This is a genomic window from Bradyrhizobium sp. P2_E8, assembly GCF_056403875.1.
Window position 1 is genome coordinate 1 of sequence record NZ_JBFUES010000053.1, and the last position, 15,588, is coordinate 15,588.

The following is a 15,588-nucleotide window of genomic DNA, read 5'->3' on the forward strand; positions in this document are numbered from 1 at the left end:
GGCTTGTTCTTGCCTCGGTCATGCTGCTGGCGACGTTGCCGGCGAAGGCGCAGGACGGCTATCCGTCCAAGCAGGTGACGGTGATCGTTCCCTTCGCCGCCGGCGGCACCGCCGACATCTTCGCGCGCATGGTCTCCAACCATTTGCAGATCAAGCTCGGCAAGCCCTTCGTGGTCGAGAATGTCGGCGGCGCCGGCTCGATCCTCGGCGTGACGCGGCTGGCGAAATCGGCGCCTGATGGCATCACGCTCGGCCTTGCCAGCACGTCGGCGCTCGCCATCAACCCCTCGCTCTATGGGCCGAAGCTCAGCTACCAGCCGGACAAGGATCTGGTGCCGATCGCCCAGATCAGCATCGTGCCCAACGTTCTCGTCGTGAACCCCAACAAGATCAAGGCGCGCACCGTGCCGGAACTGATTGCCTATCTGAAGGCGAATCCGGACAAGGTCTCGTTCGGCTCGGCCGGCGTCGGCACCTCGCAGCATCTCGCGGGCGAACTGTTTCAGCAGATGACCGGCACCAGGATGGTGCACGTGCCTTACAAGGGCTCCAGCCAGATGCTGACGGATCTGCTCAGCGGCCAGATCGATCTCGCCTTCGACAATGTGCCGCTGCTGCTGCCGCAGGTGAAGACCGGCCAGCTCGCGATGCTTGCGACCGCAACGCCCAAGCGTGCCGTGTTCGATCCGGAAGTCCCGGCCGTCGCCGAATTCCTGCCCGGCTTCGAGGCGGTCGCCTGGCACGGTTTCTTCGTCCCTGCGGGCACGCCGAAGCCGATCGTCGAAAAACTCTCGACCGAGATCCGCGCCTTCATGCAGCAACCGGAAACGGTGCAGAAGATGGCCGAGCTCGGTGCGGCTGCGGTGGCAGTGGATTCGGAGCCGTTCGCTGCCTACATCGCCGCGGAGACAGCGCGCTGGAAGAAGGTGATCGAGGCGGCGAACATCAAGCTGGAGTAGGCGGCAGCGCCACCGACGTTACGGTATCCGAAACAGCCACGGACCGGATCTTGAACCGATCGCTTCACCACCGTTCGGCCGTGGTCTGGCCCGAACTTCATGTCGACCACTGACCTTGCAGTCCTCGCCGGTTGCAGGTCGTACCGTCAAACGAGATGTGCGACGGGCAGTCACGTCGGCTGATGGAACGTGCACGTAAGGCCGATCGATCCGTCCTTATCGTGCCGTCGATCGGCGCGGGAGACATAAGCGGTACGATAGGGGGCAGCGAAGGCTTCGCGCATTTTGATCATGTGCCCGTTGTCCGCGAACGTCATCAAACGCCCAGGCGCAAGTGGCCTATCCGTGTCGGCCGCCAGGGCCATGCAGTATTTGAAGTTTACAGATTGATAGGCCGCGAGCGGATAGAGTTGCCCGGTGGGACTGGTCGGTTCGGTCGGACGCTCCACCACCCATTCTGCTGACGAACCAAGCGGTTCGATGTCGCCGATCTTTTGTTGCTTGGCGAGAAAGGAGCGAAACTGCCCCGTTCTTTGGTTCTTGATGAAGAGCAGAACGTCTTTGCTGACGAGAACCGTGAGGCCGGCCATTATCTCATCGAGAGGTCGAACCTCGAAGTCGAGAATCTCCGCGATCGGATCGTGTGTATGGTGCCACCAATACCACCACGCATAATGTTGGCGATCGGGCGGACCGTCGGGGCGGTGGAAGGTGCCGATCTGAGGAAGCGAGATTTTCGGCAGCCTACCGTTGTGGCCATCCAGCCCCACCCATATCAATGTTTTTGGGGCATCTTCAAATGTGAAAAGTGCCGGTGCGGACGGACGACTGACCGCCGGCACAACCCAGCTTGCGACGGCGAGAATGAACCGCTTGGGATGTGGTGGGGAAATGACCCCGCCCGACCAGTTCATGCTCGACTCGAGAGTGCTGGGCGGTCTTATCCCGAAGTCGAAGCTGTGAAAGTTGAAGCGCGCCTGCTGCGGGAAGAAGGGGGGCGAAATGAGTGTCTTCCAGAACTCGAATAGGCGCGGATCGGCGAAGAGATCCCTGTGCGGAATGCCGAAGAGATCGAGATCGCCAGGCGGTGCGTTGAGGAGATCGAAATCGGCGGGTACGCATTGATAGGTCTCGTAGCAATCATTCTCGGACATTATCCGCTCCCACTCGACGCCAATAGGCGCGTTGTCAAGCTATTGCATCGGTCCAACCGCAGGCGGGCGTGTATCACGGAGCGACGCCGGTGTTGCTCCATTCATCTCTGGCGGCGTCGACGAGCCCCTTGAATTTCGGCAAGTACTGACCATCCAGGAGAATGTTGGTGGTAATTGCTCCCGCCAACGTCACTCCAGCCGACGTATCCGAAGGATAGTGAAGGCCGGCGATTTCGCGATTTCTCGCGATTCTCCTGGCAAGAACATCAAGCGACTTCGCTATCGTGGTTCCACCGTTCGGTGTGGGGTCACCGAGCGTTGACGGAACGACGGCTGTGAGCAGCTCCGCGAATACGTGAGCCTGGGTGGAATGCCCGCTCGGGAATGACGCGTGCCCACCGTGCTGGATTGGCGACATCAGCCCTGGGACGATTTGCGTGGGACGTGCGCGGTTGAAATGCGCCTTGTAATGCATCGTGATCAGCGCGGTCACCGCGTCGGCGACGATCAGCATGCGTGCGGTCGCAGGATGCGTCGCCGCCGTCGCGGATATGAGGTGCAGGAACTTGCTGATGAATTCGTCGGCCTCGGATACGAATTCAGCGAATGCATCAGCGCGCTCTTCGATCGCCATCCTTCTCAGTTCGTCGGTATCGCGCTTGGTAAGCCCGGGGTCTGCGACCCAGGGAGGGGCGCCGCCGATGCAGAGCAGATTAAATCCACCGAGCCTCTGGAGCCAATCGGCTTTAGCCGCAAGATCGGACATCACGACCCATGAGTACCAACGCGTCGACCAGAGCCGCGCGCCGAAGCCGGGAAATTTGAGCCTGATGCCATCGATGTCCGGATCGCTTTCGAACGGGAGATCGGCGCGATCGGGGAACATGCTGCTGCCTGATCCGGCCGAACCGCCGTATCCGCCATATCCCCCATAGCCGCCGTACCCTCCATAGCCTCCGTAGCCTCCATAACCGCCGTACCCGCCATAAGCGCCAGTCATATTCGCCTCCTGTGTTGCAATCTCTGTCTGTGTCAATCCTGCTTGCGGTCGTGCCCAAGCGTGGAAGCCAGAAGCGAGAGCGCCGCTGCGATGCGTGCCAGGGTCGGCTTCGGCCAAGGTGATATCGCGATCCAGCTCAGATCAATCTCGCCTGCCGTCATGAGTGACGGCGCATAAGTTCGTGCATCGTCGAGCCGCCCGCTTTCCACGAGAGCAGCAACGAGAACGCGCATGTTCACCTGGTTGCTGGGCAGCAGCGTCGCGACCCGCGTCGCATCCTCGATGGCGGAAGCGAGATCTTTCACTGCAAAGTGCGCCTGAGCCGAAATCATCTCCGCAAACCACGCGTGCCGGTCGCGCGGCGACAGGCGCAGATTGAAGGCCGCATCGAAGAGTGCGTCCTGGTAGTTTTCGCAGCGAACATGCACGGCGGCACGGTATGCGAATGCGAGCGCCAGGTTCGGCGTGAGCTCGATCGAACGGTCAAGCTGCTTGAGCGCGCCGACGTGATCATGCTTGCACTGCGACAGCGTGTAGCCGCCGACGGCATTGGCGAGCGGATCGGCCGAGTTGCGCTCCAGCGCTCGTTCGGCAAGCGCCCGCGCGGTGTCGCGCTCATTCAGTGCATTCGCAGRCCATCCGCGCGCCACGCGTTGCATGTGCCATATGGCGCTGTACGACAGCGGCGGCGCCCAATCCGGGCTGAGGACATGTGCCCGTTCGAAATTGGTTCGCGCCGTCACGAACGTGGTGTAGTCCGGGCTGAACATCTGATCGTAGCCAACCAGCGCGAGCTGATAGGCGTCGAGATCGTCAGGCCTCTTTTGCATTGCGCGATGAAGCTCGCGATCACGGACTTGCGGTGCGAGCGAACGGATCACCTCGACGGCGATGCGATCCTGCAGGTCGAAGACGTCGGCTGCGGTTCCGCTGAGACGGTCGACGCGAACCACCTCGACCGTCTCGGCGGCAACGAGTTCGGTGGATATCCGGATCTGATCGCCGGCGCGCTGAATGCTTCCATGAAGCAGATATTGCGCATTGAGATCGCGGCCGATTGCGCGCAGATCCGGTGTCTGCRACATCGGGATCATCGTCGAGCCGCGGGAGATGACGAACAGCTCCTTCAGGCTCGAGAGGGCCTGGACGACGCTGTCGACGATCCCGATCGTGAATTGAGGCTCGAGAGATGGTGTCAGTGCGCGAAAGGGGAGAACGGCGACCGACGGGCGGCTGACGGCGAGTCCGACCAGACCGACCGTGGGCGCCGCTACGGACGGAGCCGGGCGTACGACGATCTCGGGCTGCTGCTGCCGCAGGCCGGAAATCAAGTCCTGTGTGAGCTTGTGCGGCTCGATGTCGTAGGTGTCTTCGAGCTGGCGCCAGAGCCGCGCGTAGATTGCGAGCGCGGCGCCGATACTTCCAGCAGCGAGGTGGCTCTTGATAAGAACGCGAACGGCGCGCTCGTTCTCGGAATCCAATCGGCAGATCGCCTTGGCTGCGGCCTCCGCGGTGGCCGTGACGACCGTGTCGGCCTCGTCAGGCAACAGCCTCGTCAATGCGTCGATCAGCCGCTCGTGAATCAGCGGTCGTGTCTCCGCAAGCCATTCCGAAAATGCGGGATCGATGCCTTCGAGGTCGTCGAGGATATCGTCGGTCAGGCGTTCGCGCGCGAGCAGGAGCGGATGGACGATGCCGCGCTCGGCATCCGAGACGATGTCCATCACGTCACACGCCACGTGTTCGATATCGAGCGCCACGTGCATCTGGTCTGCATGGAAATGCGTCCAGCCGCGCGCTTTCAGTTCGCGCTGGATCTGACTGAGCGATTGACGTAGCGAACCCTTTGCGAGGGGGTCCTCCTTCTCGCTCCAGAGCAAGCCGACAAGTTTGGTCCTGGGTAACTGGCGTGCCGAGGAGAGCATCATGTAGCCGAGAAGCGCTTGCGCCTTTCGACCGAGCCCGACCTCTTTTCCGTCCACGGATGCTGAAAATGCCCCGATGATTTTCAGTGTCAGGCGACGGGTCTCGCCCTCGCCAACCACCTTATCGCCGTCGACTCCGGGCATCTCGTCCCATCCCCCGTCGACGTCGTCGACGACAGTGCACGAAGGCAGGTCCCGGGAGGCTAGACTTGGCGGAGTGCAGACGATCGGTTCGCGCGGTCCGCGAAGCCAATAATAGGTGAGCTCAGGAATGCAGCCCGCCGGATCTGATATAATCGATGAATGGTACATCTTGGGTTGTCAGATGGTCAAGGGTTGCTGAGCGATCGAAATACGACTTGCGGTCGGAATGAAACGGCGGCCTCACTTCGAGCCGATGGGCGTGAAACGATCGTGAATATGAGATTCCGTCGCCTGCGCCGCCTGTGCGAGCCGGTCAGAAACGTGTGCGCCGACGTGTAACGATCGGCGAACTCGCCGTTTCCGCTGCTGGACGCCCGCGCGCTAGACGAGGGTCCTCGGACCGACGGGTCCAAATGGCCTCGGGCCATTGGGGAGGCCCGGGAGAGGACCTTGCACCGGCGGCGCTGACCGTATCGGGGTATGCCGACACGGCGCAATAATTAGGCAAGCACGGGCCTGGTCGGGCGAACTGCCCGGCAATATCGCGCGGGGCGAGCCCTGCCGTCGCCGCTGCGCTTTTGAGCGGGCATCGAATTCACGGGCCATTCACGATCCGCTTCGCTTCGCCGGTCTACGCTTCGTCCACTGCCGGAGGATCGCAGAACTTGGCAAGGGAGGGATGTATGATGACTGTCCTGCTAAGACACACCTTCAAGGCCTGGATTGACCGCGCGCCGGGTGCGCCGCCCAAGCTGATCATGATCGGTGACGTGCGGGTGCCGGGCAATGGCTGGCAGGCCCGGCTGACCAAGCGCTCGCCGCAGGGCATCAACCCGAAGATCCTGATCCTCGACGTGAAAGCGCAGGAGCCGGGCGATGAAGCGCCGGAAGAGATCACCACGATCCCGCTCCGCTACGAGGAGAGCCCGCCGCAGGACGAATACGGCCAGGTGATGATCGCGAACGGCAGAGGTGAGATCGTCGTCCGCGTCGGCGGCCTTGAGCAAGTGGGCAGCAGCTGAGGCTCCCGGACAGGGCGTGAGCGCYGCGAACTTCTGGTGCTCCGGCGAGCCGGGCCGACATGGCCGGCGTCGGAGCGGTAAGCTCTTCAATCGTTGATCGTGCCGGTCGATCGCATCAGCGAGCCTGGCATATCGCCCTTCAAGCTGTCGAGATCGGCAATTGCCGGCGAACGCCATGCCGACATCGCGAGCCTTCAACGGCGCCGCGCTTGAAACATCGTTGATGGTGGGGATGAAACGTTGACGGTCGATTCACGCTCGGCTCCGCTCGAGGTCAGTATCGATGTGAAGGCTCGCGCGCCAATTGCTGACGTGCCGAGTTGACCGGACCGTCGCCGCGGCGCGCGCGGCGGTTGAACGAAGTGATGGCTCCGCTACGGCGAGTCAGACCGGCGTGGCCTGAAACGGAGTACTCGCCATGATGCTCGTAGCGCTGGAAGATGGATGATTGCGTTCGCCTTCGGCRCCGTCATGGTCGGGACGTATTCGTGGTCTCGCTTCGACGAACCGAGTTGCGACAGCCAGTCGGAGTACTTTTCTCTCGCTGCAAGCCCCGGTTCTCCACCTCTTACGGCCGGTATGCCCGTGCCAAGTGGGCCTATGTCGGCGCGATGATCGTCACGTACATGGCTTTTTCGCTCGTGCCGGAGCTCTTCAACAAGGTTGCCAACATCGGTGCGGGGGACGATCTGTCAAAGACGAACTGGTCACCCGGGTTACGGGCAGGCCGGTCGTTCGCAAGCTTCATTTCCTCTTTCCGGAAGCCGATCGGTCCGCCGATCAGATCGACAACGTGGCCCCGGCGTAGAGCCGGGCCGATCCCTTTGGCGGTCAACAGCCCCGTGCACCGCCGCGCTTGCCAGCCCGGAGCCGAGCGGGTAGAACGCTGCCACGCCTGAGCCGTGATTTGCGCCAAACGCGCTTCCGGCCGCAGTCGGACAAATCATCAAGTCTTTGATTTTGTTCGACTATTCCGTTGGGGAATGGTGTAACGGTAGCACAACAGACTCTGACTCTGTTTGTCTTGGTTCGAATCCAGGTTCCCCAGCCAATTCCGGGCGCGTTTCCCAATGATTGCTCTGATCGTGGGCCGCACCATTTGCGAAGCCCGGCTCGCCGCGCCGCCGCTCGCGACGGTTTGCCTCATCTGAAAGCGCATCGGCGGGGTCGGATCGCGGCGCGCTCCATCGTCCTTGGGACACACAACCCAAGGAGATCCGTGATGCCCTATGTCGATGGTTTCGTGCTGGCCGTGCCGAAGGACAAGATCGAGGCCTACAAGGCTCTGGCGAAAATGGCCTGCGCGGTCTGGATGGAGCACGGCGCGCTCGATTATGTCGAATGCATCGGCGACGACGTTCCTTATGGCGAGCTGACATCGTTTCCGCGCGCGGTGATGGCGAAGGAGGATGAGCTCGTGGTGTTCTCCTGGATCGTCTACCGCGACCGGGAGAGCCGCGATGCCGTCAACAAGAAGGTGATGGCGGATGCGCGGCTCAAGGGCGCCGACATGCCGTTCGACGGCAAGCGCATGATCTATGGCGGCTTCACGACTCTGCTGAGGGCGAGCGATGTTATCAGTTGAGTGAGGCAGAGCAGGAAGACTCGTAGCGATACCCGTAGCCCGGATGAGCGAAGCGACATCCGGGAATGCTGCCGCCGCGATCCCGGATGTCGCTTCGCTCACCCGGGCTACGACTTCGCTGCTGCGCGCGAGCGGTGTAACCGCTGCTCACGCATGCAGCATCGTGGCAATCCGTTTCACCTTGCCGGTACCCCGGCCGGCATGCCATCCTTTCATTGCCAGGCATAATCAAACGGAAGCGGGCGCCTAGCCCACGCATTCCAAAAAATCTTGGTTGGGGAAACCCTTGGGGAGGTCTGATTTCATGACATTGAAGCACGTCAGCGGGCTGCTTTGCGCGGCCGCGATGTCCTTTGGGTTGGCTTCGGGCGCGCAGGCTCAGGACAAGGTCGTCAAGATCGGCGCGATCCTGCCGATGTCGGGTGGCACGGCCTCGATCGGCGCGCATGCCAAGGCGGCGCTCGAGGTCGCCATGGACATCATCAACAACGCTCACCCCGAACTCGGCAATCTGCCGCTGGCGAAGAACGCAGGCCTTGCCGGCCTCGGCGGCGCCAGGATCGAGGTCGTGTTCGCCGACAACCAGGGTAATCCGGCCACGGGGCAGAACCAGGCGTTGCGCCTGATCACGGAAGACAAGGTGGCGGCGGTGTTCGGCTCCTATCAGTCCGGGGTCACGCTGACCTCGAGCGCGATCGCCGAGAAATACGGCATTCCCTTTCTCAATTCCGAGTCGGTTGCCGCCAATCTCACCGAGCGCGGCTTCAAATGGTTCTTCCGCACCACGCCGATCGCCACCGACTTCGCCAAGATTTACACCGATTTCCTCGCCGACATGAAGGCGACAGGTGCCAAGACCGACGCGATCGCGCTGGTCCACGACAACACCGAATACGGCACCTCGGTCGCCAACACGATCAGCACCGCCTTCAAGGACAAGGGCCAGCCGATCGCGCTCGACGTCGCCTATCCCGTCAATGCGACCGATGTGCAGGGCCAGGTGCTCCAGCTCAAGGACAAGAAGCCCGACGTGATCATCATGATCAGCTACACGTCGGATGCGATCCTGTTCGCCAAGACCATGCAGTCGCTCGACTACAAGCCGGCGATTCTGCTTGCCGACGACGCGGGCTATTCCGATCCATCCTTCATCAAGGCGGTCGGCAAGATCTCCCAAGGCGTCTTCAACCGCTCGTCCTGGGCCGTGGGCCCGTCCGGCTCGCCCTCCGCCATCATCGCCGACATGTACAAGAAGAAGAGCGGCGAGGAGATGGACGACACCGTCGGCCGGCAGATGCAGGGCTTCTTCGTGCTGGCCGACGCGATCGACCGGGCCGGCTCGACCGACCCGGCCAAGATCCAGGCCGCGCTGAAAGCGACGGACCTGAAGCCCGAGCAGTTGATGATGGGCTACAAGGGCGTGAAGTTCGACGACAAGGGCCAGAACGTCCGCGCCTCCGGCCTCATCATCCAGCTCCAGGACGGCGAGAATTACGTCTCGGTGTGGCCGAAGGCGAATGCCGAAAAGGCGCCGACGCTGCCCTACAGGGGCTGGTGAAATGTTTGAAGGCGGGACCGCGCGTCCCGCCGATCCCGGGATGATCTGATCAGAGCAACGCAGCTCATGTCCTTTGTTCTCGTGCAGGTGATCGTCGGCGGGCTTCTGCTTGGCGCGGTCTATGCCCTGTTTTCCTCGGGCCTCACGCTGGTGTGGGGCATGATGAACATCGTCAATTTCGCGCATGGCGACTTCGTCATGCTCGGCATGTACGTCGCCTATGTCGTCTACACCCTGATGGGGGGAGGGCCGCTTCTCGGTGCGCCGCTGGCGACGCTGGTGCTCGCGACCCTCGGCGTCGTGGTCTACTTCGCCCTGATCCGCGACATCATGAAGGGGCCGATGCTGGCGCAGATCCTCGGCACCTTCGGGCTGGCGCTGCTGTTGCGTTATTCCGTGTTCTGGTGGTTCGGCGCCAACTTCCTGTCGATGCCGCAAAACATCGTCGGCGGCACCTTTGCGGTTGCAGGCTTGCGCATCGAGGCCTCGCGGCTGCTCGCCGGTGTCGTCGCGCTGCTTGTCACGCTCGGCCTRCATCTGCTGCTGACGCGCACCTCGCTCGGCTCCAGGATGCTGGCGGTGGCGGAGGACGCGACCGCGGCGCAGCTCATGGGCATCCGGCCCGACACCATGCAGGCCATCGCCTGGGCCATCGCGGCCGGCGCGACCGGCCTTGCCGGCGCGCTGATCGCGAACTTCTTCTACATCGTGCCGACGGTCGGCGAGACGCTCGGCATCGTCGCCTTCGTCACGGTCTCGCTCGGCGGCTTCGGCAGCGTGCCCGGCGCGCTCGTCGCCGGGCTCCTGATCGGCGTCATCGAGTCGCTCTCCGGCTATCTGATCGGCGCGATCTACAAGGACATCATCGTCTATGTCCTGTTCCTGTTCTTCCTCTGGTTCCGGCCACAGGGCCTGATGGGGAAGATGTGATGCGGCGCTTGGTCTGGCTCTCGGTCGTCGCAGCGATTGCGATCGCCTATCCGCTGCTGCTGTCCTCGCCGTTCCAGCAGCGCCTCGGTGCGCTGGTGCTGCTCTATGCGATTGCCGCGTCGGCCTGGAACATCGTCGGCGGCTATGCCGGGCAGGTGTCGGTGGGGCATGTCGTGTTCTTCGGCTGCGGCGCCTATGCCGCGATGGGCTCCTACGCCAAATTCGGCCTGTCGCCGCTGTTCGGCATCCCCGGCGGCATCGTGCTGGCGGTTGCCCTCGCTGCGATCATCGGCGTGCCGACGCTGCGGCTGTCGGGCCATTACTTCAGCATGGCGACGATCGCGGTCGCCGAGACGATGCGGCTGATTGTCACCAACACCGAATGGCTGGGTGCGGCCGTCGGCCTCTCGGGACCGACCGTGCCGCGCAACGTGTTCGATCTCTCGTTCCTGTCGTCGCTGCCGTACTACTATCTCTTCCTCGCCGTCCTCGCGATCACGCTGCTCGTCACCTGGTGGATGACCAACAGCCGCATGGGATTCTATCTGCGCGCGATCAAGGATTCCGAGCGCGCCGCGCGCTCGCTCGGTGCACCCGCGAGCCGGACCAAGCTCTACGCCTACATGCTGAGCGCGGCGCTGACCAGCGTTGCCGGCGCGCTCTATGCGATGATGTTCGGCTTCGTCGATCCCGAGTCCGGGCTCGGCATCCTGATCTCGGTCAAGATCCTGATCATGGCGGCGCTGGGCGGGGCCGGGCTGCTGTTCGGGCCGCTGGTGGGAGCCGCGATCCTCGTGCCGCTGGAGGAGATCTCCAACAGCTGGCTGGGCGGCAAGGGTGCGGGCCTCACCTTCGTGGTCTATGGCGCGATCATCGTGGTGATCGCGCGCTTCCAGCCCGGCGGCCTGCTTAGCCTGTTCACGGGACGACGCAAGCCCAGCGCAGATAAGGGAGCCGGCCATGCTCCTTGAGGCACGCGGAATTACAAAGGCGTTCGGCAGCTTCAAGGCGGTGGACGACGCCTCCGTGACGCTGGAGCGGGGCGACATCCTCGGCCTGATCGGCCCGAACGGCGCCGGCAAATCCACCTTCTTCAACTGCCTCACCGGCGACCTCAAGACCACCTCAGGCCGCGTCCTGTTCGAGGGGGGCGACATCACGGACTTCGCGCCGGAGCAGCGCGCCGGGCTCGGCCTTGCCCGCACCTTCCAGGTGCCGCAGACGTTCGAGGGCATGACGGTGCTCGAGAACGTCATGATCGGCGCTTTCCTGCGTACCGCGCATCGTAACGAGGCCGAGACCAGGGCGCGCGCGGTGCTGGAGCGCGTCGGCATGACCAGGCTCGCGGATGCGCCGGCGCGCTCGCTGGGCACGCCCGGCCGCAAGCGGCTGGAGATCGCCCGCGCCCTTGCGACCGAGCCGAAGGTGCTGCTGCTCGACGAGGCCATGGCCGGCCTCAACGCCAATGAGGTGAAGCTCGCGATCGATCTCGTGCGCGACATCCACCGCTCCGGCATCACGCTCGTCATCGTCGAGCACATCATGGAAGTGATCATGTCGCTGGCGAGCCGCGTGATGGTGTTCCACCAGGGCAAGGAGATCGCCCGCGGCTCGCCGCGCGAGGTCACCTCGAACCCGGCGGTGATCGAAGCCTATCTCGGCAAACGCGCGGCGAAGGCCGCGGCCGGCCATACGCCGGTCGAGCTGATGGGCGGGCCGGACCTATGAGCGGCGCGTTGCTGCGGATCGAGCACCTCGAGGTGCGCTATGGCGACCTCATCGGCGTCTCCGACGTGTCGCTGGAGGTGCCGGAAGGCAGTATCGTTGCGCTGCTCGGCTCCAATGGCGGCGGCAAGACCACAACGCTGAACGCGATCGCGGGCCTCATTCCCGTGCATTCCGGCTCGATCAGCTTTCGCGGCGAGGAGATTGCCGGCCAGAAGGCGTTTGCGATCGTGCGCAAGGGTCTGGCGCTGTCGCCGGAAGGCTGGCGCTTGTTCGTGCAGCAGAGCGTCGAGAACAATCTCATGCTCGGCGCGACGCCGCTGCATGACAGATCGCGTCAAGCCGCGCTGCTCGAACGCGTTTACGAGATCTTCCCCCGCCTGAAGGAGCGCCGCAACCAGCGCGCCGGCACCATGTCCGGCGGCGAGCGCCAGATGCTCGCGGTCGGCCGCGCGCTGATGAGCGACCCGAAGCTGTTGATGCTGGATGAACCCTCGCTCGGCCTCGCACCGGCGGTGGTCGAGTCCATGTACGAGACCTTCGGCCGCCTGCATCGCGAGGGCCTGACCATCCTGCTCGCCGAGCAGTCGATCGAGCTGGCGTTGGAGGTCTCGGACTTCGCGACCGTGCTCCAGGTCGGCAAGAGCGTGCTGTCGGGCACCGCGGCGGCGCTGGCCGAGGACCCGCAGGTGCAGAAGGCCTATCTCGGCGTCGAGTGACCCATCTCCGCCTGAAGCAGCAGCAACAGGCAACAGGCAACCGGCGAGCCGTGTCTCCATCTCTTTCGACGAAAGCGACAGCGGCCCGGGATCGTTGAGGATCGCGTTCACTAGCGTGCCCAGCACGACCTGGAAGCTGAAAGCGATGGTGCGGGCTTTTGCGGCCTTGCGGCCCTTGCCCATGGCCGGGAGCAGGAGAGGGGCGGCGCGTTCAGTCGTTGCCTTCGCGAGCGCCTTGAACGGCGTCCATTTGTCCGGGCGGGTGTCGTCATGCTGAAGCGCCGCGCGCAGCACGCCCTCGAGTTGGCGCGGCAGTAGCGGAAGAAGCCCGTTACTTGATCTTGTCGTAGGCGGCCGCGAAATCGCCCAGCGGCATCGGGATCGCGATCGTCTCCTTGGCCATGTTCTGGAAGGAGACCTTCAGCTGCTTGCCCGACCGCAAGGCCGCGAGCAGGTCCGCCGCGATCGGCGTCGAGGCGTAGCAGCCGCGATTCTCGCAAGTCTGGATCTGGAGGTCGACGGTCTTGCCCTCGTCGACCTGGAGCTTGGCGCCGATCGGAAGGTTGAGGCCAAGCGGCAATTGCAGCAGCGCCACCGGCGTGCGGGTCTCGGGCGCGATGCGGATGTTGATCAGGACGATGGTCTGGCCGGTCTTGGTCAGCACCGCGTTCTGCTCCATCGCGCATTCGAGCGGCGCATCGCGGCTGACGCTGGTGCAGCGCACGACCCAGCCGGCCTGCTGCGCCGGAGCGCCGTCAGCCTGTGGCTGCGTCGGCGCGGGCGAGGGCTGTGCCGCCGGCAGAGGGAGCACCGTTCTTCTTGGCGCCCTGCTGGGCATACGCGGCACCGGTGGACAACAGGAGAGCGGCGGCGAAGGCGACAAGTCTGGATTGCATGGGCATGACGAGACTGCGTTGGCGTGAACCGGAAGCCTCGCTGTAGCGTCGCGAGAGCCGCGGTGCAAGCTTACTCGGCGGCCTGCTTGACGGTGCCGTGCGCGGACGTCTCGTGGCCTTCGCCGTCATCCGAACGGCCCCAGCCCGAGAACCAGTTGTTGAGCTCGTCGAGATAGAGATAGACCACCGGCGTGGTGAACAGCGTCAGCGCCTGGCTGACGATCAGCCCGCCGACCATGGCATAGCCGAGCGGCTGGCGGATTTCGGCGCCGGTGCCGTGGCCGAGCATCAGCGGCACGCCGCCGAGCAGCGCCGCCATCGTCGTCATCATGATCGGGCGGAAGCGCAGCAATGCGGCCTGGCGGATCGATTCCGCCGGCGTCTTGTGCTCGTCGCGTTCGGCGGCGATGGCGAAGTCGACCATCATGATGCCGTTCTTCTTCACGATGCCGATCAGGAGAATGATTCCGATCAATGCAATGAGGCTGAAGTCGAAGCCGGCCGCCATTAGGATCAGGAGCGCGCCGACGCCGGCCGAGGGCAGGGTGGACAGGATAGTGATCGGGTGGATGTAGCTCTCGTAGAGGATGCCGAGGATCAGATAGACCACGACGAGGGCGGCGAGGATCAGCAGCGGCACGGTGCCGAGCGACTGCTGGAACGCCTGCGCGGTGCCCTGGAAGCTCGAATTCAGGGTCGGCGGCGCGCCGAGATCGGCCATCGCCTTCTGCACGGCCTCGGTGGCCTGGCCCAGCGCGACGCCCTGGGCGAGGTTGAAGCTGATCGTGATCGCCGGGAACTGGCCCTGGTGGCTGATCGAGAGCGGGCGGACCGGATCGGTGGTCCAGGTCGCGAAGGTCGACAGTGGCACCTGGTCGCCGGTGAGCGGCGATTTCAGATAGAGCTTGTTGAGGCTGTCGAGATTGCCCTGCATCTCCGGCAGGATCTCGAGGATCACCTTGTAGGTGTTGAGCTGGGTGAAATACTGCGTGACCTGCCGCTGTCCGAAGGCGTCATACAGCGTGTCGTCGATCAGCTGCGGCTGGATGCCGTAGCGCGAGGCGGTATCGCGGTTGATCTTGAGCTGAACCGTGGTGCCCTGCGTCTGCTGGTCGGTCGCGACGTCGCGCAGCTCGGGCAGCGTCTGCATCTTGGCAAGGATCTTCGGCGCCCAGTCGTTGAGCTCGCCGAGATCGGCGTCCTGCAGGGTGAACTCGAACTGCGTGCGGGTCGGCCGGCCGCCGAGCCGGACGTCCTGGGCCGCCTGCATGTAGAGGCGGGCGCCTTCGACCTTGTCGAATTTCGGACGCAGCCGCGCGATGATCTGCTGCGCCGATGCCTCGCGCTGGTCGCGAGGTTTCAGCGTGATGAACATGTTGCCGTTGTTGCCGGCGCGGCCGCTGCCGCCGATGTTCATCGCGATCGTGGCGACGTCGGGGTCTTCCATCACGATCTTGCCGAGCTCGACCTGGCGGCGCTGCATCTCCTTGAACGAGATGTCCTGCGAGGCTTCGGAGGTCGCCGTGATCAGGCCGACGTCCTGTTGCGGGAAGAAGCCCTTCGGGATCAGGACGAACAGGTAGATCGACAGGCCAAGCGTGGCGAAGAAGATCGTGAGCGTGGTGCGGCGCCAGGCCAGGGCATGGTCGAGGATGTATTCATAGCCCCGCAGCATCCCGTCAAAGGCGCGCTCGCTCCATTGGTAGAACTTGCCGTGGGTTACCTCGCCATGGGCGCGCAGGAAGCGCGAGGCCATCATCGGCGTCAGCGTCAGCGAGACGAACATCGAGACGAAGATGGTCATCGCCAGCACGACGGCGAACTCGCGGAACAGGCGCCCGATGATGCCGCCCATCAGCAGCAGCGGGATCAGCACGGCGACCAGCGAGATGCTGATCGAGACGATGGTGAAGCCGATTTCCTTGGACCCCTTGAAGGCGGCCGCCATCGGCGATTCGCCTTCCTCGATGT

The 15,588-nt window shown here is 63.8% G+C and carries 13 protein-coding genes, 1 tRNA gene and 1 pseudogene; 9 read left to right on the forward strand and 6 right to left on the reverse strand.

What is annotated here, in order from left to right:
- Positions 1-959, forward strand: a 959-nt coding sequence (locus AC1D00_RS04975; RefSeq protein ID WP_477009889.1) for a Bug family tripartite tricarboxylate transporter substrate binding protein, incomplete at its 5' end; no start/stop codon positions are given.
- Between the two features lie 170 nt (positions 960-1,129).
- On the opposite strand, the gene AC1D00_RS04980 is transcribed toward AC1D00_RS04975, so the two are convergent.
- The 3 genes from AC1D00_RS04980 to AC1D00_RS04990 all read right to left on the reverse strand — a co-directional run bounded on the left by AC1D00_RS04980 (position 1,130) and on the right by AC1D00_RS04990 (position 5,182).
- Positions 1,130-2,113, reverse strand: coding sequence for a G1 family glutamic endopeptidase (locus AC1D00_RS04980; protein WP_477009890.1), 984 nt, complete (start codon positions 2,111-2,113; stop codon positions 1,130-1,132).
- 73 nt (positions 2,114-2,186) lie between these two features.
- Positions 2,187-3,113, reverse strand: coding sequence for a phosphatase PAP2 family protein (locus AC1D00_RS04985; RefSeq protein ID WP_477009891.1), 927 nt, complete (start codon positions 3,111-3,113; stop codon positions 2,187-2,189).
- A gap of 32 nt (positions 3,114-3,145) precedes the next feature.
- Positions 3,146-5,182, reverse strand: coding sequence for a BTAD domain-containing putative transcriptional regulator (locus AC1D00_RS04990; protein WP_477009892.1), 2,037 nt, complete (start codon positions 5,180-5,182; stop codon positions 3,146-3,148).
- A 683-nt stretch (positions 5,183-5,865) separates the two neighbouring features.
- Here AC1D00_RS04990 and AC1D00_RS04995 point away from each other — a divergent pair.
- The gene (locus AC1D00_RS04995; protein ID WP_404555504.1) at positions 5,866-6,204 is read left to right on the forward strand and encodes a hypothetical protein; all 339 of its coding nucleotides are present in this window, start codon (positions 5,866-5,868) and stop codon (positions 6,202-6,204) included.
- A 598-nt stretch (positions 6,205-6,802) separates the two neighbouring features.
- On the opposite strand, the gene AC1D00_RS05000 is transcribed toward AC1D00_RS04995, so the two are convergent.
- Positions 6,803-7,120 (reverse strand): hypothetical protein, encoded by a 318-nt coding sequence (locus AC1D00_RS05000; RefSeq protein WP_477009893.1) that lies wholly within the window; start codon positions 7,118-7,120, stop codon positions 6,803-6,805.
- A 61-nt stretch (positions 7,121-7,181) separates the two neighbouring features.
- Between AC1D00_RS05000 and AC1D00_RS05005 the strand changes: the two genes are divergently transcribed.
- The 7 genes from AC1D00_RS05005 (at position 7,182) to AC1D00_RS05035 (ending at position 12,721) form a co-directional block, all read left to right on the forward strand.
- Positions 7,182-7,255 (forward strand) — tRNA-Gln (locus tag AC1D00_RS05005).
- Between the two features lie 171 nt (positions 7,256-7,426).
- The gene (locus AC1D00_RS05010; protein WP_477009894.1) at positions 7,427-7,789 is read left to right on the forward strand and encodes a DUF1428 domain-containing protein; all 363 of its coding nucleotides are present in this window, start codon (positions 7,427-7,429) and stop codon (positions 7,787-7,789) included.
- 304 nt (positions 7,790-8,093) lie between these two features.
- Positions 8,094-9,347 (forward strand): ABC transporter substrate-binding protein, encoded by a 1,254-nt coding sequence (locus AC1D00_RS05015; protein ID WP_477009895.1) that lies wholly within the window; start codon positions 8,094-8,096, stop codon positions 9,345-9,347.
- A 66-nt stretch (positions 9,348-9,413) separates the two neighbouring features.
- Entirely contained in the window at positions 9,414-10,277 is an 864-nt protein-coding gene (locus AC1D00_RS05020; RefSeq protein WP_135173854.1) for a branched-chain amino acid ABC transporter permease, read from the forward strand.
- Positions 10,277-11,248, forward strand: a complete 972-nt coding sequence (locus AC1D00_RS05025; RefSeq protein WP_477009896.1) for a branched-chain amino acid ABC transporter permease — start codon at positions 10,277-10,279, stop codon at positions 11,246-11,248. Before AC1D00_RS05020 ends, AC1D00_RS05025 begins: the two co-directional genes overlap by 1 nt.
- Positions 11,238-12,005 (forward strand): ABC transporter ATP-binding protein, encoded by a 768-nt coding sequence (locus AC1D00_RS05030; protein ID WP_404555511.1) that lies wholly within the window; start codon positions 11,238-11,240, stop codon positions 12,003-12,005. The genes AC1D00_RS05025 and AC1D00_RS05030 overlap by 11 nt, the downstream gene beginning before the upstream one ends.
- Positions 12,002-12,721, forward strand: a complete 720-nt coding sequence (locus tag AC1D00_RS05035) for an ABC transporter ATP-binding protein (protein ID WP_477009897.1) — start codon at positions 12,002-12,004, stop codon at positions 12,719-12,721. Before AC1D00_RS05030 ends, AC1D00_RS05035 begins: the two co-directional genes overlap by 4 nt.
- 331 nt (positions 12,722-13,052) lie before the next feature.
- Here AC1D00_RS05035 and AC1D00_RS05040 read toward each other — a convergent pair.
- A pseudogene (locus AC1D00_RS05040) lies at positions 13,053-13,623 on the reverse strand (invasion associated locus B family protein).
- A gap of 64 nt (positions 13,624-13,687) precedes the next feature.
- The coding region (locus tag AC1D00_RS05045; protein ID WP_477009898.1) for an efflux RND transporter permease subunit at positions 13,688-15,588 on the reverse strand (1,901 nt) is incomplete at its 5' end.